The sequence below is a fragment of the Pseudomonas sp. FSL R10-0056 genome (assembly GCF_009600105.1).
In the GTDB taxonomy this organism is placed as follows: domain Bacteria; phylum Pseudomonadota; class Gammaproteobacteria; order Pseudomonadales; family Pseudomonadaceae; genus Aquipseudomonas; species Aquipseudomonas bubulae.
Genome location: NZ_WIWL01000179.1, coordinates 33,312 through 55,044 on the forward strand (window position 1 = coordinate 33,312; position 21,733 = coordinate 55,044).

14 protein-coding genes are annotated in these 21,733 nt (G+C 57.9%); 5 read left to right on the plus strand and 9 right to left on the minus strand.

What is annotated here, in order from left to right; all coding sequences use genetic code 11:
* Window positions 1-6: 6 nt before the first annotated feature.
* From GHO42_RS12895 to GHO42_RS12910, 4 genes are all read right to left on the minus strand, one after another.
* Window positions 7-567 carry an alpha/beta hydrolase gene (locus GHO42_RS12895; protein ID WP_095002667.1) on the minus strand — a complete coding sequence of 187 codons (561 nt, stop codon included), beginning with the start codon at window positions 565-567 and terminating at the stop codon, window positions 7-9.
* Window positions 568-608: 41 nt separating this feature from the next.
* The gene (locus GHO42_RS12900; RefSeq protein WP_095002668.1) at window positions 609-1,469 is read right to left on the minus strand and encodes a carboxylate/amino acid/amine transporter; all 861 of its coding nucleotides are present in this window, start codon (window positions 1,467-1,469) and stop codon (window positions 609-611) included.
* A 153-nt stretch (window positions 1,470-1,622) separates the two neighbouring features.
* Window positions 1,623-7,457: a hypothetical protein gene (locus tag GHO42_RS12905; protein WP_153327947.1), complete on the minus strand. Its 5,835-nt coding sequence runs from the start codon at window positions 7,455-7,457 to the stop codon at window positions 1,623-1,625.
* A 299-nt stretch (window positions 7,458-7,756) separates the two neighbouring features.
* Entirely contained in the window at window positions 7,757-8,356 is a 600-nt protein-coding gene (locus GHO42_RS12910) for an FMN-dependent NADH-azoreductase (RefSeq protein WP_095002670.1), read from the minus strand.
* A 154-nt stretch (window positions 8,357-8,510) separates the two neighbouring features.
* Here GHO42_RS12910 and GHO42_RS12915 point away from each other — a divergent pair, with 154 nt between their 5' ends.
* From GHO42_RS12915 to aqpZ, 4 genes are all read left to right on the plus strand, one after another.
* Window positions 8,511-9,434, plus strand: coding sequence for a LysR family transcriptional regulator (locus tag GHO42_RS12915; protein ID WP_095002671.1), 924 nt, complete (start codon window positions 8,511-8,513; stop codon window positions 9,432-9,434).
* Between the two features lie 163 nt (window positions 9,435-9,597).
* The gene (locus tag GHO42_RS12920; RefSeq protein WP_095002672.1) at window positions 9,598-10,161 is read left to right on the plus strand and encodes a peptidylprolyl isomerase; all 564 of its coding nucleotides are present in this window, start codon (window positions 9,598-9,600) and stop codon (window positions 10,159-10,161) included.
* Between the two features lie 150 nt (window positions 10,162-10,311).
* Window positions 10,312-12,144, plus strand: coding sequence for an ABC transporter ATP-binding protein (locus GHO42_RS12925; protein WP_095002673.1), 1,833 nt, complete (start codon window positions 10,312-10,314; stop codon window positions 12,142-12,144).
* A gap of 201 nt (window positions 12,145-12,345) precedes the next feature.
* The gene (aqpZ, locus tag GHO42_RS12930) at window positions 12,346-13,047 is read left to right on the plus strand and encodes an aquaporin Z (protein WP_095002674.1); all 702 of its coding nucleotides are present in this window, start codon (window positions 12,346-12,348) and stop codon (window positions 13,045-13,047) included.
* Window positions 13,048-13,064: 17 nt separating this feature from the next.
* On the opposite strand, the gene GHO42_RS12935 is transcribed toward aqpZ, so the two are convergent.
* Complete coding sequence (locus GHO42_RS12935) at window positions 13,065-14,189, minus strand: GNAT family N-acetyltransferase (protein ID WP_153327949.1); 1,125 nt, start codon at window positions 14,187-14,189, stop codon at window positions 13,065-13,067.
* Window positions 14,190-14,447: 258 nt separating this feature from the next.
* On the opposite strand from GHO42_RS12935, the gene GHO42_RS12940 reads away from it, so the two are divergent.
* The gene (locus GHO42_RS12940) at window positions 14,448-15,740 is read left to right on the plus strand and encodes a putative porin (RefSeq protein WP_165446539.1); all 1,293 of its coding nucleotides are present in this window, start codon (window positions 14,448-14,450) and stop codon (window positions 15,738-15,740) included.
* A gap of 124 nt (window positions 15,741-15,864) precedes the next feature.
* Here GHO42_RS12940 and GHO42_RS12945 read toward each other — a convergent pair whose 3' ends face one another.
* The 4 genes from GHO42_RS12945 to hrpA all read right to left on the minus strand — a co-directional run.
* Window positions 15,865-16,092 (minus strand): anti-sigma factor, encoded by a 228-nt coding sequence (locus GHO42_RS12945; protein ID WP_095002677.1) that lies wholly within the window; start codon window positions 16,090-16,092, stop codon window positions 15,865-15,867.
* On the minus strand, window positions 16,086-16,697 hold the full coding sequence (locus GHO42_RS12950) for an RNA polymerase sigma factor (RefSeq protein WP_095024130.1): 612 nt from the start codon (window positions 16,695-16,697) through the stop codon (window positions 16,086-16,088). Before GHO42_RS12950 ends, GHO42_RS12945 begins: the two co-directional genes overlap by 7 nt.
* 137 nt (window positions 16,698-16,834) lie before the next feature.
* Complete coding sequence (locus GHO42_RS12955) at window positions 16,835-17,956, minus strand: beta-ketoacyl-ACP synthase III (protein ID WP_095018937.1); 1,122 nt, start codon at window positions 17,954-17,956, stop codon at window positions 16,835-16,837.
* A 217-nt stretch (window positions 17,957-18,173) separates the two neighbouring features.
* The coding region (gene hrpA, locus GHO42_RS12960) for an ATP-dependent RNA helicase HrpA (protein WP_153384154.1) at window positions 18,174-21,733 on the minus strand (3,560 nt) is incomplete at its 5' end.

The window sequence follows — 21,733 nt, forward strand, 5'->3', positions numbered from 1 at the left end:
ACATGTTCAGGCGTGCTTGAACTGCGGGTCGCCAGTGAGTTTGAACAACAACTCGATGCCCTGCGGCCAGGTGCCATAGCCACCTTCGCCATTGATATGCCCGGCATTCTCCAACCATACCAGTTCACTCCCCCAGGCCTGGCTGAAGGCCTCGGCCCGCTCGCGGGTGACATAGGGGTCGTTGGTACTGGCTACGGTGATCGCATCAAAAGGCAGGGTATTGAGCGGCATGGGGCTAAAGCCTGAGGTCCCGGCCGGGTAGCTGTCGGCCTCGGTATCACTGGGCGCCACCAGCAACGCCCCGCGCACCCGCCTTGCCTCCTTGGGGTGCTGCTGGGCCCAGCGGGCTATCAGCGTACACGCCAGGCTGTGACCCACCAGCACTACGGGGCGCTCGCTCTTGGTGATTTTTTTATGCAGGTTCTGCACCCAGTCAACACAGGCGGGGGTTTCCCAATTGTCCTGCTTGACCCGATGCAAACCGCTGTAGCGCTGCTCCCAGTGAGATTGCCAATGCTCTGTTCCTGAATTGAACAGGCCCGGCAAGATCAACACCCTGACTGTCATTCCGACTCTCCCTTAAGGCGATAGATGGACTGAGATTGACCTTAGACCGTCACAGCCCTGCGGTCTAGCCGGCTTATCCAGACGGCAATCAATATCACCAGCCCGCCCAGGAACAACCGCCCCAGAGGCTCGTGTTGATTCCAGATCAACAGGCTGAAAAACAGACCCACCGGCACATGCACGTTGTTCATGACCGCCAGGGTCGCGCCACTGACCATGCACGCGCCCTTGTTCCACCAATACAGGCCAAGTGCAGTGGAGACCAGCCCCAGAAACACCAGCACTCCCCACTGCAAGGGGGCTTCAGGCCAGAAATCGGCTTTGCCGAACAACACAAAAGCAGGCAGTACCACAGCCAGCGCACCCAGATAGAAGTAACCGAAGCGCCGGTAATGCGGCAAATCGCTCGGGTAGCGTGCGACCAGATGCCGGTACATCACCTGACCGGCGGCATAAGTGAAGTTGCCCAGTTGCAGGAGCAGGAAGCCCTTGAAAAATTCGGGGCTGATGGTGTCAAAACGAATGACCGCAGCCCCCATAACGGCGACCAGTGCCGCAACAAGCGCCCACGGGTTGAAACGGCGGTTGATTGCATCCTCGATTAGGGTCACGTGCAGGGGGGTCAGGATGGTGAATAACAACACCTCCGGAACCGTAAGCACTCGAAAACTCAAGTACAGACAGACGTAGGTGACACCGAACTGCAGCGCCCCGATCAACAGCATGCCGCGCATGAAACCGGGTTCGACCTGACGCCAGCGTGTGAGCGGAATAAATACCAGTCCCGCCAGTACCACACGCACCAGTACCGCAAAGTAACTGTCGACGTGCCCCGCCAGATACTCGCCAATCAGGCTGAATGAAAACGCCTGAATCAGGGTAACAATTAACAGATAGCCCATGAATCTCTCGCTCAAAAACCGTAGTTGCCTGTTCGTTTACGCCGTGGCGAATTCGAAAGAATGGGCGACCTTAGCGGGTTTGCCGGGGAAGTAAAATGCTGGCTTGCCAATCTCATCCGCTCCAGGGCAATTGAGACCTCAGGGCGCACAGCACTAGAAACCGGTCAGCCGCTTCCATTCCTGCAAGGCGTCCGGGCCCAGCGGCCTGAACAACGCCGGATCGTGAAAGAGTGCCTGCTGGATCTCAACCAGGTTCATGGTTGCGCTTTGACTCATAAACGGCACCAGTTGCCCGTGCCACAGGGCTCCGTCCGCGGTGAAATAGCCGCTTTTGTAGGGCCGTCCGGGATAAATCTGCGAGTAGATTTTTTCCGCGAAATAATCCACCACACTTTCGTCATAATTGACCCCCTCCCCGGAAATGACCTGCAAACCGGCTCTGCGATGAGAGGCCGCATGGACATACTCATGCACTACCGTGGAGCGCACCTTGTCGGAGTCCACCAGACCGTTTACCACATAATCCGGATGATCCGTGGCGATATGGATCTTGCCTTGCGGGGAGGTCCAGGCGACAGGACTGGCTTTCGCAGAGGCCGCGTCGTAGGGGATATCCATCCTGAACGCCAAATCACTGGCCGTTGTCGAAATGACTTCAACGCCCTCCAGTTCAACATTGAACCGGGTGCGGATTTCCTGCTCAATTCGCTTGAAGTCGATGCCGCTCTCAACCTGCCAGGGGGTACTCGCCGGCAGCTTGTTCAGGTTGCGGTAAAGCTGCGGCCCGTGCGGCTCCGGGGTGAACAGGATCTCGGGGGCGGTCTCCCATTTCGATCTTGGCTTGGGTTGCAGAGTAATCTGCGGGGCCAGGTCCCAGACACCTGAGGTCTGGCCCTGAGCTGGCCTATACGCAACAAAGGGGCCAGCCTGTTCACCATCCGTATGCAACTGCCAGAATCTGTTTCTGACCCGCACCACCTCATAAGCCTCGGGCGGATCTCCAACCGCGATATAGGATCTATTGTCGAAGGTATGGACACCTGTTGTCGTATCGGGCTGCCGCCCTTTCAATGAAACGTCGCTGCGCCGGAATGTGGTCATGTCCCCCAATGAGGCCAGCCCGTTATCGTCCTGCAGTCTCCAGGTATGCAAACTGGCGGTCTCTGGCACTTCATCTCCCCCGCCCTTGATCCCTCTTCTTTTCCATTGCCCCGCAGCTCCCGCTTCAGGCTTGGCAATTACCCCGCTGCTGAGCAGTTGCGAGGGATTGTCAGGACTTCTGACTCGCAGCAAGTAATAACCATCGGGAAGATCAGGGCTGGCAGAAACAAAGAATTTTTGCTGGCCGAAATGTACTGACCGGGCGCCTGAGGCCAAGCGCGGCCCATAGGGAAGACTGGATACAGGATCAATCAGGCGGTAATCACTGGTCGTGACGCTGCCCGTGTTGCGAACCTGCACGTTTTTAACATCACTGACCGTACGCAGCTCATCGCCCTGAGCCACAGGCTTCCAGGCCCCGGGATCCGCGATCGTTACCAGCCCCTGTTTAATGTCGTAACGCGCCACGCTTGAAAGGCTGGTCACTTGCCTGAAGTGCCCGAGACCTTTCTCAGCCAGACAAGCACCACCCTCAAGCAGTTTGACACCGCTCCACTTGAGCAAACGGGGCAAGCCATCCAGGGGATTCAGCTCCTGAGCCAGAGACACCAGCAGGGTTCTGGCGAGCTTGCCCATCCGGGGCAACACGGCCTTGAAGCCGATCTTTCCAGCCAGGTTGATCACCCGCACTGCCCCCCCGGCAAATCTTACGACGGGGACCAAAAACAGCAGGTCCAGGAGCATCCCGAATGCCCCCGAAGCTCTGCGTTTCTGATCATCCGAAAGCAGATCCTCGATGCCCCCCCAGAAAGGCGTAATCGCCTTTAGCAATGACAGGGCAGGATGTGCCTGGTCAAAAGCTGTCACTCCCCGAGCAGCCGCACGAGCTTGTCCCTTGTCGATATAGAGCGGAATCAGCCTGGCAATCTGTTTGCTGCGCAAGGAGTTGAACGTATCGGGCAGATGACTGCTCGTCTCGCCTCCCGCTGGCACGCTACCAAGCTCCTCAATAATCAGCCTGGATCGGGAGGTCTCATGGGGCATGGGTTTGTGCCCGGTCCGATAGGCATTTTCGTCAATATTCAAAACCGTGCCATGCCGAAAAGTGTGGACCCAGGTGTGAATACCGATTTTCTTTGGAGCGATTACGCCTCCTACCAGCAATGGCTTGAGCCTTGGACTCTCTTGTATGTGCAGCGCCCTTGGGAAAATCTCGTAGAGATCACAGGTTTCTTTTTTGCACACTTCGAGAATAAACCCCTGACGCAACATCAGTGAGTCCGTGATTTCGGGGCTGTCCTCACTGACACTGCCGGTACTTTCAGCTCTGACTCGCAATACCCTGACATGGCTGTATTCAATGTCCTGACGCTGCCGCGGGGGCAGGCTGTCCAGTAAAAACCTGACAACCGCCTGTTGTGCTGCCACCAGCGCCGCTTCATAGGCATTGTACTGCCGGTTGAATTCCAGCTCGATATTCACCGGCAACTTCTTGAGCCGTGAGAAGCGCTCGGCACTTGCACGAACCTCCTCGGCACTCGGTATGGTGGCTGATGTGTAGGGCGGAAAATCCAGCTCCAGATGCTTGCCGGCAGCGTAAAGCTCAAACAGCGGCATTCTGCCCCTGGCAGCCGTGAACTCGCTGAAATAGGGATTCAGGCCGCGCCGGGCCAGCTCTTTTTTTGCAATTTCAAACCTGTTGGGGGCAGGTTTGAACAGGTCATTGGTTGCTTTGAAAATCGCGTGTTCATACGCATCCAGCGCTTGTACTGCGCGCTGGATCTCCACGCTGGAATAAGCAGCCAGGGGCATTTTAGGTACAACGCCATGCAGGGCCGCCCAGGCCATCAGTGGAGGCAGGCGCAAGGCAAGAATGGCTGAAGACTTCTCGCGGAGCAGAACCTGTTCCTGCTCGTTTGCTTTGGCGGAAAAAACGAGCCCCTGCCCCTGCTTGCCAGGCAACAGGATGACTTCCTGAAATGTCATGCGCAGTGTCGAGCCTGGCTCGATGGCATGCGCCAGTTCGGCACCATGGCGCAAGTTGACCCAACTGGGCGAACCGTAAGTCAGTTCGCCAGGAATATCGCGGACACTGAAATCCGGTGGCATGGCCGTTCGCAACAACCGCGCCAGCAACGCGGCAAACGCCGAGGATGCAGCTTGTCGCGAAGTAAGCAAAAAGGTCTCAAAATCGCTGCGGATCCACGCATAGGTCCTGCCCCATAGACGATCCGAGTGCAAATCGTAACCGGCCACTTCACCAGCCTGCGAGTATCGAAGCACAAGAGTCTTCCAGACCAGTTGGGTACATAGCGTCACCGGGCTGGTCTCACCATCGCGTGCGCCATGCCACCCCAGGACCTTGAGCAATTCGCGACCGAGACACTGACCGCATTCTGAAGTCAGCAGCTGTTGCAGCGCGACTGCAGGCCTGGTGTGAGCGAACCGGGCAGGGTCAAAATCAGGCAGGTAATGTGCCAGCAATTCCAGCGGCGGCAGAGCGTTAACACCTTGTGAAGGCTGCCGGGACGATATAAAACCCTTGACGGCATTCAGCAGCTTTCGCTCCTGATCCGCAGTGAGAAGGCAGTCAATCAGGGGCGTGCCCCGCTCCATACCCATACACCGAACTGCATACTGCTCTTCAAGATCGTTCAGTGCCTGCAGCCTGGCAGGAGCCGTAGTCGGGTCAGCCGGAATGACACGGTAGTACTCGAGCATTTCCGGCAGAGTTACAGACTCACCGTAATCAAAAAGATAGGTTTGCCCGTCACCCTGCAGGTAGGTCTCCAGATGCCCGCGCAGTCTCACCGGCAGTGTTTCTGCAAGCGGCAGGCGCTGGTACAGCACCTGTATAGCCTCGCCACGCAAGTCATCCTTGAACAACTGAAACTGGCGAATTACCTCACTGATGGCGCACTGCAGCTCTGAATGCATGGCTGGACGCAGCCTGCGCGAAGACGGTACAGCAGACTGCTTGAGCATTTCGGACATAGCCTGCAAGTCCGCCAAGGTAGCGTCTGCCTGCTGTTTGAACGTGTTTATCGGTTCATCTGGCACCGCCTCGGGTGCTACAGGCAATTGGTACTCGACAGCGATGTACCTCAATGGGCGAACAAGAGCCTGTATGCTTTCACGAAACTCCTGCGCTGCCATTTCGATGCAATTGTCACCTGCACAGATAAAGAAAAGATCTGCTTGGGCAAAAACGTTGAATGCCTCGAGATTGGCAACCATTTCACGTAGCACATCGCCGAGCGGACTGGTACTGACAAGCTGCAAATGCTCTGGATTTATCCTCCCGGCTGACAGATCTGTGACTTTGCTGTCATCGCGGTAACCCTTGAGATTCAGACTGTCCATATCGAATGGTGAAACCAGTGGCTGGATCAGGGGGAATGCCTGCACCAACCCGTCATTCAGGGCGGTGTTCCTGAACGCTTGCGCGATGTGCTTTCCCTGTCGGGCTGACTCGCACACCTGCAGCGCATGCCCGACACGAAACCTGGCCCTGAGATCAATTGCCTGCTCCAGATAAAGGGGCTCCACCGAGCCAGAACGGATCAGATGCGTACAACTGTCCTGCTGCCAGCTCAGCAGTGTTGTCAGGCAGTGGGCAAAGGCATCGCCGCCGGGTACACCCGGATAGTCCACAAGCGCACGTGGACGATGGGCAAAAACAGCGTCCCGGTGGCCCAACGCAACCCCGGCTCGCAACCAGGGATGGTTTTGTGGTTGATCCAGCCAGAGCGTCATGCAGTCACTGAACTCACTGCCCGAGGAAAACTCGATCAGTCCCTGACCTGCAATCAACAGGATGACACCCGCAGGACTGTAGATAGGCAGATCCCGCGGACTGCTGGTAAGAACCAGACATCCGGCAACCCGGGCCTCGATTCCAGGCACCCGCAGAAACAGCTCATACACGCCAGGGCTGTGCAGATCCATCGCATCGCGCACGCCGCCGGTTATCCCCTTGATCATGGCCGCCCCTTCCGCCGTCAAGGTGCCGTCGCGCATACGCAGATTGGCTTCAGCAGCCCTTTGCCTGGCCATTCTGTGTGCCAGCCAGGCCTTGAGAGGCTCGTTCATCGGCAGGTCACGGGCATAGCGATTATCGGCGTCCTGCAGAAGTTTAAGCAGAACCCCAGGCTTCTCCAGACCGGAGTGACTGCGATAAAAATGGCCCGCACTGGCCGCAGGGTATGTCCAGGCAGTCATTTGGCCGTCCGTGCTCATGCCGTCCGGATGCGCAGCCAACTCGCCGCTCTCCCTGTAGGCCGCGAACAGCTGGACAATGCTGCGGCTCTCCCATTCATGGCCGGATACCCCCAGGACGCCGAAGACAAGTCGCTGCGGATCGACACCTGCCAGCTCATGGGGCGAGGCAACAGCCATGGCCGACTTGAGCCCGTCCAGCGGTGTACCGCTATAAAAAGCCGCTACCTGTTGCTGGTAGTTCAAGCAGGCCCGGACACCTGCATCCTGCAACATGGCCACGAGCTCACTGCCGGTATTGTCGCCGCCAACAATGCGCGCCCCCAGATCCCCATAGACTCCCGCCTTGTCGAAGATACCGACCAACCCCTGAAAAACCGGCAGCTCACGGCTCGCCAGATATCGACTCAGTTCCTCACCCAGAGTCCGGGAAGTGGCGGGACTGGCAACCTGCTCGGTCTGATCCTGATTCCACACAAGCCGATAATCAGTGACATGCATTGCATCCAGGTCAAATGCTTGTGACACAAACGCAAAGCGCCGGTGCAACGTTGTGCGAAACGAATCTCTGGCGGCCGCAAGAAAAGTGGGCTGTCGGGATAGGTGGCCGGCAATGGCCAGCGCTTCTCTTTGGAGTTGCGCCTCTGGGCGGGACGAAAGCATGGACATGGCACACAGCCCTTAATCAGTGATGTTTTGCCATCCGATAAGGATCCCGGGCAAAACAATTAAAGGGCAAAGCTAACAGAGCATGGACCTGTAAAAAGATAGATACATAGCGCACTTGAAAGGCGTGAACATGCTTGTACGCAACAAATGCTCCAGACAAAAAAAGCCCGATCCAGCGCAAAGGCTGATCGGGCACGGGCACTCAATAAAGTGCAAGGGGAGGTTCGATGCGCGAACCGCATGCTTGAAGGAGCAATGAAACAATTAAGCCATCGGGCGATTATCTGTCGATTAACAGACTACGCGATGGCAGACAACCTGGCCTTGGCCTGATTCAAACCTTTCTCCTGGAAGTCACCGCCCAGGTTCATCCCTTCGGCATGGATAAAGGTCACATCGTGAATGCCGACAAAGGCCATGACCTGACGCAGATATGGTTCCTGATGGTCCGAGGTGCTACCCGCATATAGCCCGCCGCGAGCCGTCAACACGTATGCTTTCTTGCCGGTCAAAAGCCCCTGTGGACCGGTTTCGGTGTACTTGAAGGTCACCCCGGCGCGCAATACGTGGTCCAGCCAGGCCTTGAGCGTGCTCGGTATCGCAAAGTTGTACATGGGCGCCGCCAGCACCAGTACATCAGCGGCCAGCAACTCGTCGGTCAACTCATCGGAGCGCTTGAGGGAGGCGTGCTCGTCTGCACTGCGTTGTGCTTCGGGCTTCATCCAGCCACCCAACAGGTTGGCATCAAGGTGCGGTACCGGGTGCAGGGCAAGGTCGCGAACGGTGACCTGATCGGTCGGATGGGCTGCTTGCCACTGGCTGATGAACTGCTGGGTCAACTGACGGGAAAACGAGCCTTGCTGGCGGGCGCTACTTTCAATGATCAGAACATTGGACATGGCGGACAAGCTCCATCTGTAAATGCTGTAAGAATGGAGCCAAGATTAGGGGTCATTGATTCGATAAAAAAGCGCAATTACCTGCTACAACCTATCTATAAATCTGTTTGTTTAACGGTATCCTGTAACCACTCCAAAATCAGAGGAATTCATTGTGAAAGCGCCCCGCGTGACCCTTGATCAATGGCGCACCTTGCAGGCTGTGGTCGACCACGGAGGCTTCGCACAAGCCGCTGAAGTTCTCCACCGCTCACAGTCGTCTGTCAGCTATACCGTGGCCCGCATGCAGGACCAGCTCGGCGTGCCGCTGCTGCGCATCGACGGACGCAAGGCGGTGCTGACAGAAGCCGGTGGCGTGTTGCTGCGTCGCTCCCGGCAACTGGTCAAGCAGGCCAGCCAGCTCGAAGACCTTGCCCATCATATGGAGCAAGGCTGGGAAGCCGAGGTGCGCCTGGTCGTCGACGCAGCCTACCCCAACGCCCGGTTGGTGCGCGCCCTGACCGCTTTTATGCCGCAAAGCCGGGGCTGTCGCGTACGTCTGCGTGAAGAGGTTCTTTCCGGCGTCGAGGAAGTGCTGCTCGAAGGCGTGGCTGACCTGGCCATCAGCAGCTTCAATATTCCCGGCTACCTGGGTACCGAGTTGAGCACCGTGGAGTTTGTCGCCGTGGCCCACCCCGACCACCCGTTGCATCGCCTGCAACGCGAGTTGCATTTCCAGGACCTCGAAAGCCAGTTACAAGTGGTGATTCGTGACTCCGGGCGCCAGCAACCACGGGACGTGGGCTGGCTGGGCTCCGAGCAGCGCTGGACCGTCGGCAGCCTGGCCACGGCGGCTGCCTTTGTGGGCAGCGGGCTGGGGTTTGCCTGGTTGCCACGGCACATGATCGAGCGCGAGCTCAAGGAAGGTCTCCTCAAGCCGTTGCCGCTCAACCAGGGCGGCAATCGTCACCCGGTGTTTTTCCTGTACGCCAACAAGGACAAACCCCTGGGCCCGGCAACTCAAATCCTTGTCGAATTGTTGCGAACTTTCGACACGGCACCGCTCGAGGCACCTTTCGCCGCACCGCAGCAAGCGTGATGAGCAGTGGGCAGGAACCTGATTCGAGAATATCCTGTCCAACACCCGCCGCCCGTGAACATCTGCCATTGCAAGATGTGGCACGGGCACTGGTTCAATGCCCCCCAGCTTCACTGACGGTGCGGCATAGAACGGTCACCCAACTTTTCAGGATCACTGAACCATGCTTAAAAAAATTGCTCTTGCCGCTGGCGCCCTGCTGTTCGCTGCCAACCTTATGGCGGCTGAAACTGCCAAAGCGCCTCACGTGGTACTGGATACCAGCTTTGGCAAGATCGAAATCGAACTGGACCCGGTCAAGGCTCCGATCAGCACTGACAACTTCCTCAAGTATGTCGACAGCGGCTTTTACAACAACACCATTTTTCACCGCGTGATCCCGGGTTTCATGGTGCAAGGTGGTGGTTTTACGTCGCAGATGGTGCAAAAACAGACCCGCGACCCGATCAAGAACGAAGCCAGCAACGGCTTGCATAACGTTCGCGGGACCCTGTCGATGGCACGCACGTCGAACCCGAACTCGGCCACCAGTCAATTCTTCATCAACGTGGCAGACAATGCGTTTCTGGACCCGGGCCGTGATGCCGGTTACGCCGTTTTTGCCAAGGTGGTAAATGGCATGGACGTTGTTGACCAGATCGTCAACTCGCAAACCACCACCAAACAAGGCATGCAAAATGTGCCCATCGATCCGGTACTGATCAAGTCGGCCAAGCGTATCGACTGACAGGCGCTATCACGCAGGAAGCGCTGACTGGAAACAATACACGGTCGCTGCTGCCGCAGACGGCTATGCTGCCTTCGCCTGCAGCGACCGTGTTTTGCTCTGCCGGTCACACCACTATAAGGAGAGCCCGCGCTGCGGGCGTCAGTGCCAATGCTCTATCGTCGCTTCGAACAACTGATCGATATTTTTCGCGAAGCCCCCACTCCGGCTCCGCCCAGCACTGTCTGGGCATTTTATCTCTATTACCTGCGCCAGGTCTGGCCCGTGTTTGCCGCCTTGCTGGTGGTCGGGCTGATCGCGGCACTGATCGAAGTATCGCTTTTCAGCTACTTGAGCACGCTGATCGACCTGACCCAGGGCACGCCCAATACTGACTTTTTCAAAGTCCACAGCGGTGAGCTGATCTGGATGGCCGTGGTCGCACTGATCATCCGCCCGGTGTTCTTCGGCCTGCATGACCTGCTGGTGCACCAGACCCTGAGCCCCAGCATGACCAGCATGATCCGCTGGCAAAACCACAGTTATGTGCTCAAGCAAAGCCTCAACTTTTTCCAGAACGATTTTGCCGGGCGCATCGCCCAGCGCATCATGCAAACCGGCAACTCCCTGCGTGATTCGGCGGTACAGGCCGTCGATGCGCTGTGGCACGTCCTGATCTATGCCATCAGCTCGCTGGTGCTGTTTGCCGAAGCCGACTGGCGACTGATGATCCCCCTGCTGACCTGGATCCTGTGCTATGTCGGGGCCTTGTATTACTTCGTACCACGGGTCAAGGAACGCTCGGTGGTATCTTCTGATGCACGCTCCAAACTGATGGGCCGCATCGTCGACGGCTATACCAACATCACCACCCTCAAATTGTTCGCCCACACAAACTTTGAGCAGCAGTACGCGCGCGAAGCCATTATCGAGCAAACCGAAAAAACCCGACTGGCCAGTCGCGTGGTCACCAGCATGGACGTGGCAATCACCAGCCTGAATGGCCTGCTGATCGTCAGCACCAGCGGCCTGGCGCTGTGGCTGTGGAGCCAGTCGCTGATCAGCGTCGGCGCAATTGCCCTGGCCACCGGCCTGGTGATTCGTATCGTCAACATGTCCGGCTGGATCATGTGGGTGGTCAACGGCATTTTTGAAAATATCGGCATGGTTCAGGACGGCCTGGAGACCATCGCCCAACCTGTCGCCGTGACTGACCGCGACCAGGCTCCACGCTTGATCGTCAACCGTGGCGAAGTGCGTTTTGAACACGTTGACTTCCACTACGGCAAGCGCAGCGGGATCATCAGCGACCTCAACCTGGTAATTAAACCCGGTGAAAAAATCGGCCTGATCGGCCCTTCCGGTGCCGGCAAGTCAACCCTGGTGAACCTGTTGTTGCGCTTGTATGACCTACAAGGCGGTCGCATCCTGATCGACGATCAAAACATCGCCGAAGTGACGCAGGAAAGCTTACGCGAACAGATCGGAATGATTACCCAGGACACCTCGCTGCTGCATCGTTCGATCCGCGACAATTTGCTGTACGGCAAGCCGGACGCCACCGACGAGGAGCTGTGGGAAGCCGTGCGCAAAGCCCGGGCCGATGAGTTTATCCCGCTGCTATCCGATGCCCAGGGCCGCACCGGTTTTGACGCTCATGTGGGCGAGCGCGGCGTCAAGCTGTCCGGCGGCCAGCGCCAGCGTATCGCCATTGCCCGCGTGCTGCTCAAGAACGCTCCGATCCTGATCATGGACGAGGCCACCTCGGCACTGGACTCCGAAGTCGAAGCCGCGATCCAGGAAAGCCTGGAAACCCTGATGCAAGGCAAAACCGTGATTGCCATCGCCCACCGCCTCTCCACCATTGCACGGATGGACCGTCTGGTGGTCCTGGAAAACGGCCGTATCGCTGAATCCGGAACCCACAGCGAGCTGCTCGCCAAAGGTGGCTTGTACTCGCGTTTGTGGCAACACCAGACCGGTGGTTTTGTCGGCATCGACTGAACCAAAAAAGCGCTAACTGCAAAGCGCGTGGAGCACAACGCCAGCCCCCGATTTCAAAGGGGGCTGGCGTTTTTTATGGCACTGGAAAAAAAATCGGCGAGTGCTGTAATTAGTAAAGGATTCGGGAGAATCCTGTAGTAAATCGCAGGAGGCAACGCCGCTTCAATTGCTCGATGGATTTATCCATCCGGGATCTCCTCCATGACCTTGTTCAAACGTTCCGTCACTGAGTTGCTGGGTACTTTCTGGTTGGTATTGGGCGGTTGCGGCAGTGCTGTGCTCGCAGCCGCGTTTCCTGATGTCGGCATCGGCCTGCTGGGGGTGGCTCTGGCATTTGGCTTGACCGTGGTGACCATGGCCTTTGCCATCGGCCATATAAGTGGTTGCCATCTCAACCCGGCCGTGTCTTTCGGCTTGTGGGTTGGTGGACGCTTTCCTGCAAAAGAACTGCCTGCCTACATCATTGCCCAGATCCTCGGCGGTGTGATTGCTGCCGGGCTCCTGTACATGATTGCCAGTGGCAAACCCGGCTTTGATCTGGCTGCCAGCGGGCTCGCAGCCAATGGCTATGGCGACCACTCACCCGGTGGCTACTCCATGGTGTCGGGGCTCATCTGTGAAATCACCATGACCGCCATGTTTATCCTGATCATCATGGGCGCCACTGACAAACGGGTATCCGCGGGGCACGCCCCTCTGGCCATCGGCCTGGCGCTGACGCTGATCCACCTGATTTCGATCCCGGTGACCAACACGTCGGTCAACCCGGCGCGCAGCACAGGCCCGGCGCTGATCGTAGGCGGCTGGGCGCTTCAGCAGTTATGGATGTTCTGGTTGGCGCCAATGCTGGGTGCGGCCATTGGCGCACTGGTCTATCGCTGGCTGGGCAAGGAAGGCAGCTAAACGGCCGGACGCGAGGGTCAGGCCTGCCGATATGGCAGCGCCGACCTCGCCTCTTCAGCATACGCCAGCACACCGACCCGCTCACGCTGCAAAAAGTCACTTACGGCCGCCTTCAAGCCCTGATGGCGCAGGTAATGCCATGAGTGTGTGATCACCGGTTCAAAGCCGCGAATCAGCTTGTGCTCGCCCTGAGCACCGGCATCAAAACGCCTGATACCGTGGGCGATAGCGTAATCCATGCCCTGGTAGAAACACGTCTCGAAATGCAGGCGGTCAAACTCGCCAAGACATCCCCAGTAGCGACCATAGAGACTGTCGCCGCCGATCAGGCTGAACGCCATCGCAACCGGGGTCGAACCCTGTTTGGCCAGCACCACGCGAATCGATTCGGGCATGCGCTCGGCCAGCAGGCTGAAGAAATCCCGGGTCAGATACGGCGTTTGCCGTCGCACAGCATAGGTGTTGGCGTAGCAGGCGTAGACAAAATCCCATTGCGCTTCACTCACCTGCTGGCCTTCCAGCCACTCAAACTCAAACCCCTGCCCTGCCACTTGCTCACGCTCTTTGCGCATCTGTTTGCGCTTGCGTGAGCTCAGGGCATCGAGAAAATCCTGAAAGTCCCGGTACCCGCGGTTCTGCCAGTGAAACTGACAACCCAGCCGTTGCATCCAGCCGGGCTGTTGCGCCAGCGCCGTATCGGCCAGCAGGTCGGTGAAATTGATATGGGCGCTGGACAACCCTTCGATCTGCAGATAACCGGGCAAGGCCGCCAGCAGCTCAAGCCCGTCCTCGGCACGGGCGGCCAACAACCGGGGGCCGCTGACCGGACTGAACGGTACTGCCGCAAGCAGCTTGGGGTAGTACTCGATACCTGCCCGCTCACAGGCTTGCGCCCAATCGTGATCGAACACGTACTCACCGTAGGAATGCCATTTTCGATAACTGGGCAACGCCGCCTGCAACTGCCCATTTTCATAATGCAGTAAATGCTCGGGCTGCCAGCCTGAATGCGGGCCCAGGCTGGCACTGTCTTCCAGGGTACTGAGAAAGGCATGGCGCAAAAAAGGCTGGGCCACCGGCACCAGCGCATCCCATTCATGGGAGGGGATGGTGGACAGGCTATCGAGTCGTTGAAGCGGCATTAATAGTCCTCAAGGCGCGGCTTAGACGCGATGGTATCACCCAACCACTGAATCGCTTCACTGTCACAGACTTGCTATCAGTCTGCCACTTTTCTGTCATATCCACCCGCGATACTGACGCCGCTTCTTAGAACACGGGGTTATGAGCGACCTGTTTGCCAACACGCTCATGACACGCCAAGCCTCGTTAACGTGAGCCCGTAAAGGGCCGATTTTTCTTGGGGTGGCTAGGGCCATCTCAGCACTGGGAGATTCATAATGCGTCTTGTATCTACACGGGTTGCTGCGGGACTGTGTGGTGGCCTGGTATTGGCCATGAGCGTTCCGGCCAGCGCTGCGGTCGATGCCAAACTGCTCGAAATGCTAAAAGCCAACGGCTCTATTTCGCCTGCACAGTACTCCGAGCTGCAAACTGAACTCGCCAGTGAGAATCAAGCCAAGCAAGAAGCTGCCGCCGACCAGGTGAAAAAATCCGATCTCAGTGCCTTCGAACAGAAAGTCGCCTGGGCCGCCAAAACCGAACTCAAGGGGGATGTACGGGTTCGTCAGGAAACCGTCAAGATCGACGGCGAATCCGATGGCAAGAACAAGGACCGCCAACGCATTCGTGCTCGCCTGGGCGCCTATACCGAAATCAACCCGCAGGTGAATACCGGTATCCGTATTGCCACTGGCGGCGGTGATGATGCACGTTCCACCAACCAGGATCTGGACAACTACTTCGACAAGAAGCAACTGTGGCTGGACATGGCGTTTATCGACTACCACCCGACCGCCGTCAAGGACCTGCACCTGATTGCCGGCAAGATGCCACAGCCGTGGGTCAATATGGGCGATGTAATCTGGGATAGCGATATCAACCCGGAAGGTCTGGCCGCCACTTACAAACACAACCTGGGCAACAGCGGCGTCGAAATGTTTGGTAGCGCCGGTTACTACACCCTCAAGGACAACGTTGACGGCGAAGGCGTGCAATTCAAGCACGACCTGAGCCTGTACGCCGGCCAGCTGGGTGCTCGCTTCGCCCCTACCGACAGCCTGAAAGTGACCTTGGGCGGCAGCGTTTACAGCTACAACAACGACAAGGACAGCAAGTGCCCGACCACCGGGACCAAGACCACCCCATGTGCACTCGGCGTCAACGGTAACAGCACTGACGAGTTCCGCCTGTACGAAGGCTTCGGTCAGGTCGATATCGCCAACCTGCCCGTGCCGCTGTCGCTGTACGGCCAATACGTGCATAACGCTGCCACCGACAGCGATCAGGATGATGCCTGGTTGGTGGGCTTCAAATCCAAGCTCAACGCCTTCAGCCTGGACTACAACTACCGCGATATTCAGCGTAACGCCGTGGTCGGCGCTTTCACCGATTCTGACTTCGCCAACGGTACTACCGGTTCCCGCGGTCACAAGTTCAAAGTGGGTTATGAAATCGACAAGAACTTCGGTGTCGGCGTGACCTACTTCCTGACCAAGGCCGACTACGCGACCTCCACCCAGAAAGATGCCAAGGCCAACACCTTGCAGCTGGACCTGGAAGCCAAGTTCTAAAAGAAAGGTTTACTCAATAGACAAAACGCTGAAGTCATTCAGCGTTTTGTGCCGTAAAAGCAGAGCGAGGATGCCGTCGGCCCCCATCACATCCACCGACAGTGTTCTCGTTCATGCCCCGCCATCAGCGCGACTGCTCGCGCATCATTCGCTCAACCGTCTGCTCCAGATCCTCCGGTGGCGGTTCGGGAAGTTTTTGCAACGTGCCCCTCAACAAACGCATTTGCCTGATAAAACGCCTGCAGTTCGGACAGAACAGCAAATGATGGCGTACCAACAACCGCTGACGAAAACTCAGCTGACCATCCAGATAGTCACTTGAGACCGCTACTTGCTGTTTGCAGGTCAACATTCGCCAGTTTCCTCGAAATGTTCCACGGTCGCGAAGACTTTGAGTCGGGCGCGATGTATCAACACCCGGACATTAGAGAGCGATATCTCAAGAATATTACAAATTTCTTCGAGCTCGAGCCCCTGGCGCTCGCGCAACACCAGCACACTGCTCTGCAACTGCGGCAGACTGAGGAGCGTTTGCTCAAGACATTCGCGCAACTCATCTTCGCTGAGCAATGCGTCAGGGCTGTCCTGATGCCAGGAATAAGGGGCAAGCAACCAGTGGCCATCGCTGGAAAACCGCTCATCGTCGACAGTACCGTGGGGCGAAGGCAAATCGTCGAGCAGCACTTCACGACGATTTTGCTTGTAGCGTTGTTTCGCCGCATTGGCCGTGATGGTCAGCAGCCAGGTTTTCAGGCTCGAACGGCCTTCGAACCCGGACAGGTTGCGCACCACTGACAGCCAGGCGTCCTGAACGATTTCGTCAGCATGGCGATTGCCGACGATCGCATGGGCCACAGCGCGCATGGCACCTTGATAGGTAGTGACCAGCTCGCGGAAGGCCTGTTGCTCGCCGTTAAGCAGACGTTTGAGCAGGTCAGCGTCGTCAACAGTTGCCATGCAGGTCTCCGCAACCGGAAAGTGATTTTTCTGTGTGGGAGCGGGCTTGCTCGCGATAGCATCACCGCAGTTTGCCTGTCAGACCGCGCTGCCTGTATCGCGAGCAAGCCCGCTCCCACCACAAACCAGCTGTGACCTTAGCGTTTACGCAGAATCACGCTGCCAATCGAGTAGCCGGCACCGAACGAGCTGAGCACCGCCAGCGAACCGCTTGGCAAGTCGTCCTGGTACTTGTGGAAGGCAATCACCGAACCGGCCGAACTGGTGTTGGCATAGGTGTCGAGAATCACCGGAGCTTCTTCGACCGAAGCTTCGCGGCCCAACAGCTTGCGCACGATCAGGTGGTTCATGCTCAGGTTGGCCTGATGCAACCAGAAACGTTTGACTTGCGCCACGTCCAGCTGGTTTTCCTGCAGATGCTGGCCGATCAGTTCAGCCACCATCGGGCAGACATCGCGGAAGACCTTGCGCCCTTCTTGCACGAACAGTTTGTCCGGGCTGTCAGCTGGCTCGTCGGATGCACGGTTGAGGAAGCCGAAATTGTTGCGAATATTGTTCGAATACGTAGTCAGCAGTTTAGTGCTGACGATGTCGAACTGGTGTTCGGACGTTGCCAGGTCGGCACGCTCGACCACTATCGCGGTCGCGGCATCGCCAAAGATAAAGTGGCTGTCACGGTCACGGAAATTCAAGTGGCCGGTGCATACTTCAGGGCTGATAAGCAGTACCGCGCGAGCCTGGCCCAACTGGACGCTGTTGCTGGCGGTCTGGATACCGAACGTTGCGGAAGAACAGGCCACGTTCATGTCAAAACCAAAACCCTGAATACCCAGTGCATGTTGCACTTCGATGGCAATGGCCGGGTACGGGCGCTGCAGGTTGGAGCAGGCCACGATCACGCCGTCGATGTCAGCGGCGGTTTTACCCGCGCGTTCCAGCGCTTGTTTGGCAGCGCCAACGGCCATTTCGCAGAGTACCGACATTTCGTCGTTGGAGCGCTCCGGCAAATGCGGGCGCATGCGCTGCGGGTCAAGGATGCCTTCCTTGTCCATCACAAAGCGGCTTTTTATGCCCGAAGCCTTTTCGATAAAGGCGGCGCTGGACTCGGCCAGAGGCTGGATTTCACCGGCCTCGATAGCCACGGCGTGGTCCGCGTTGAACTGTTGTACATAGGTATTGAAAGACTGCACCAGCTCTTCGTTGGAGATGCTGTTGGCCGGGGTGTACAGGCCGGTGCCGCTGATGACGACGTTATGCACGATCGTTCCTCTATTCTGTTCAAGCAGAAGATATTGAAATCGTTTCAGGTACGGATAGCCGCGAAGTTTGCCATAAATGCCAGCATTTGGCGTTATTTACGGATCTTGCAGTGATCCCCCGTGGGAGCTGGCCTGCTCTCGATTGCAGCAACACGGTGCAAATGCATGACCGCGTCGCCTGCATCGCGAGCAAGCCCGCTCCCACAGGACTGCAGGCTCAAGCCTCCACCAAACTCCACTGCTTACTCAGGCGCTTGTCCGAAATCGGCACCTTGGTCCCCAGTTGCTGGCCGAATAACGACACCCGATATTCTTCCAGCCACCAGCGGTACAACTCAAGTTGCGGATCGCGCTTGCCCTCCTGCGCATGCTTGGTCGCACGCGCCTGGTACTGCGCCCACAAACCACTCAGCTCACCACTCCAGACCCGGTCTTTTTGCACCTGGCCCGGCAGTTTTTCAAGACGCATTTCTATCGCCTTGAGGTAGCGCGGCAACTCTTTAAGCCACAAAGCCGGGGTTTCGCGCACAAAACCCGGGTACACCAGATGGCTCAGCTGCTGCTTTATGTCATTCAACGCCACCGCCTGGGCCAGATCGATCTTGCCCTTGAAGCGTTTTTGCAGACCATGCCACAGTTTGAGGATTTCCAGCGTCAGTCTGGCCAGCTTTTCCGCATGTTCGGTCCAGGCTCCGCGCTTGCGCTCGGCAAGCGATGCCAGCCCCGCGCCATCACGGGGTAGTACCGCCTCGCCTTCCAGGATGCAGCTGTCGAGGCTGGCCAGCAGAATGTCCTCCACCAGGCTCTCGACCCGACCCAATTCGCGGTACAAAAGGCCAAGCTCAGTCAACCCTGGCAGCTTGCCACGCAAAAATTTCGCCGGTTCCGCCAGTTGTTGCATCAGCAAACGCTGCAACGCACGGCGATGCTGGAACTCAGCCTCGGCCGGGGTAGAAAAGCGCCCTTCCTTGACCGTATTGCCCTCTTCCACCAGCGCCGGGTAAACCGTCATCGACAGCCCGGCGATCTTCTGCTGGGTTTTCTCCGCCACCGGGGCAAACACCTTGGCCTCGACCGGCTGCTGATTTTTCGCGGTTTGCGGTACGGCCAGTGCTGCCTGACTGGCCTGGGCAAAGCGGGCCGTCAATTCGGCCAGATCACGACCCTCGCCGAGAAACTTGCCGTCGGCGTCGACCACTTCGATATTCATCTTCAGATGATTTTCAACTTGCTGCGCGGCTTGCGCCCAGGCCTCGTCGCTCACCCGAGCGCCGGTCATGCGCAGCAATTCGCGGCCCAGGGTTTGTGGCAATGATCCCTCAGCAAATTCCATGCGCTGCAACGCGGCCTTGACGAAGTCCGGCACCGGCACGAAGTTTTTGCGCAATGCCTTGGGCAAACTGCGCACCAGAGCGATGCATTTGGCTTCTATCATGCCGGGCACCAGCCACTCCATACGTTCCGGCGGCAAAACCGGGAGCAGCGGCGCTGGCACCTTGACCGTCACGCCATCGCGGGGGTGGTTGGGTTCAAAGTGATAGCTGAGCTCCAGGGTCAAATCCCCCAGATGCAACGTGTCAGGGTAATGCATGGCCGTGATTTCGGTGGCTTCGCGGGCCAGCACGTCTTCTTCGCGCATGATCAGCAACTGTGGATCTTTCTGGCTGTTGACCCGATACCAGCTGTCAAATGTCGCGGTCTGATGAATCTCGGCCGGCAGGCGAGCGTCGTAAAACGCGTAGAGGGTTTCTTCATCCGCCAGAATGTCACGGCGCCGGGCCTTGGCCTCCAGTTCGTCGAGTTGTTCAAGCAACTGCGCGTTGGCCGTCAGGCATTTGGCCCGCGACTGAATTTCGCCACGCACCAGCCCTTCACGGATAAACAGCTCGCGGGACAGCACCGGGTCAATCGGCCCGTAATGCACGGCACGGCGACCGACCACGATCAGGCCGAACAGGGTGATCTGCTCATAGGCCACCACCTGCCCGCGCTTCTTCTCCCAATGGGGCTCGAAATAGTTCTTTTTCACCAGATGCCCGGCCAGCGGTTCGATCCAGTCCGGCTCGATCTTGGCCACCATCCGCGCATACAATTTGGTCGTTTCTACCAGCTCGGCAGTCATCAGCCACTGCGGACGCTTTTTACCCAGCCCCGAAGACGGATGGATCCAGAACCGGCGCTGGCGCGCCCCGAGGTAATCTCCGTCCTCGGTTTTTTGCCCGATCTGGCTCAGCAACCCCGACAGCACCGCCTTGTGCAGTTTTGCATAATCGGCCGGTTCCTGATTGACCGTGAGCTGCATATCGCGACAGATCAGGCTCAATTGACGGTGGGAATCACGCCACTCGCGCAACCGCAGGTAGTTGAGGAAGTTCTTGCGACACCAGTTGCGCAGCGGGCTGGCCGTCAGCGCCTGGCGCTGCTCCTCAAAACCGCGCCATACGTTGATCAGACCGGCAAAGTCAGAGTCGACATCTTTCCATTGCGCGTGGGCCTGATCAGCCGCTTGTTGACGTTCAGGCGGGCGCTCGCGCGGGTCTTGTACCGACATCGCGCTGGCGACGATCAATACTTCCTGCAAACTGCCGAGCTTGGCGGCTTCGAGCAACATACGGCCCATGCGCGGGTCCACCGGCAGGCGGGCCAACTGACGGCCCAGCGGTGTGAGCTGATTTTCGCGGTTAACCGCCGACAGTTCTTGCAGCAGATTGAAACCGTCGGTGATTGCCTTGCCGTCCGGCGGCTCAATAAACGGAAACGCGGTGATTTCGCCCAGGCGCAGGTGCAGCATTTGCAGAATGACTGCCGCAAGGTTGGTACGAAGAATCTCAGGATCGGTAAATTCGGGGCGACCGTTAAAGTCTTCTTCGGCATACAGGCGCACGCAGATACCCGGCTCGACCCGGCCACAACGGCCCTTGCGCTGGTTGGCGCTGGCCTGGGAAATCGCTTCTATCGGCAGGCGCTGGACCTTGGCCCGGTAGCTGTATCGGCTGATGCGCGCCGTGCCGCTGTCAATCACGTAACGGATGCCCGGCACAGTCAATGACGTTTCCGCTACGTTGGTGGCCAGCACCACACGGCGGCCCGGGTGCGACTGGAAAATCCGCTGCTGTTCGGCAGGCGACAACCGCGCATACAACGGCAGGATCTCGGTGTGCTTGAGTTGCGCCTTGCGCAGCATGTCGGCGGCATCGCGGATTTCCCGCTCGCCTGGTAAAAATACCAGCACATCGCCGGGGCTTTTACGCTCACTGCGCTCGAACGCGGCAATCTCGTCCAGGGTGGCAATAATGGCCTGGTCGACGCTCAGGTCTTCTTCAACGTTGTTGCCCTCTTCGTCCTGCTGGGAGGTCAACGGGCGATACCAGGTCTCGACCGGAAAGGTACGGCCCGACACTTCGACAATGGGCGCGTCATTGAAGTGTTTGGAGAAACGCTCAAGATCGATGGTTGCCGAGGTGATGATGACCTTCAAATCGGGACGACGGGGCAGCAGGATCTTCAGATAACCGAGCAAAAAGTCGATGTTCAGGCTGCGCTCGTGGGCTTCGTCGACGATGATCGTGTCATAGCGTTCGAGATAGCGGTCGTGCTGGGTTTCGGCCAGCAGGATACCGTCGGTCATCAGCTTGATCAGGGTATTGGAATCGCTCTGATCCTCAAACCGCACCTGATAGCCGACCAGCGCACCCAGCGGCGTGCCCAGCTCTTCAGCCACCCGGCTGGCCACACTGCGGGCGGCGATGCGGCGCGGTTGGGTATGGCCGATCAGGC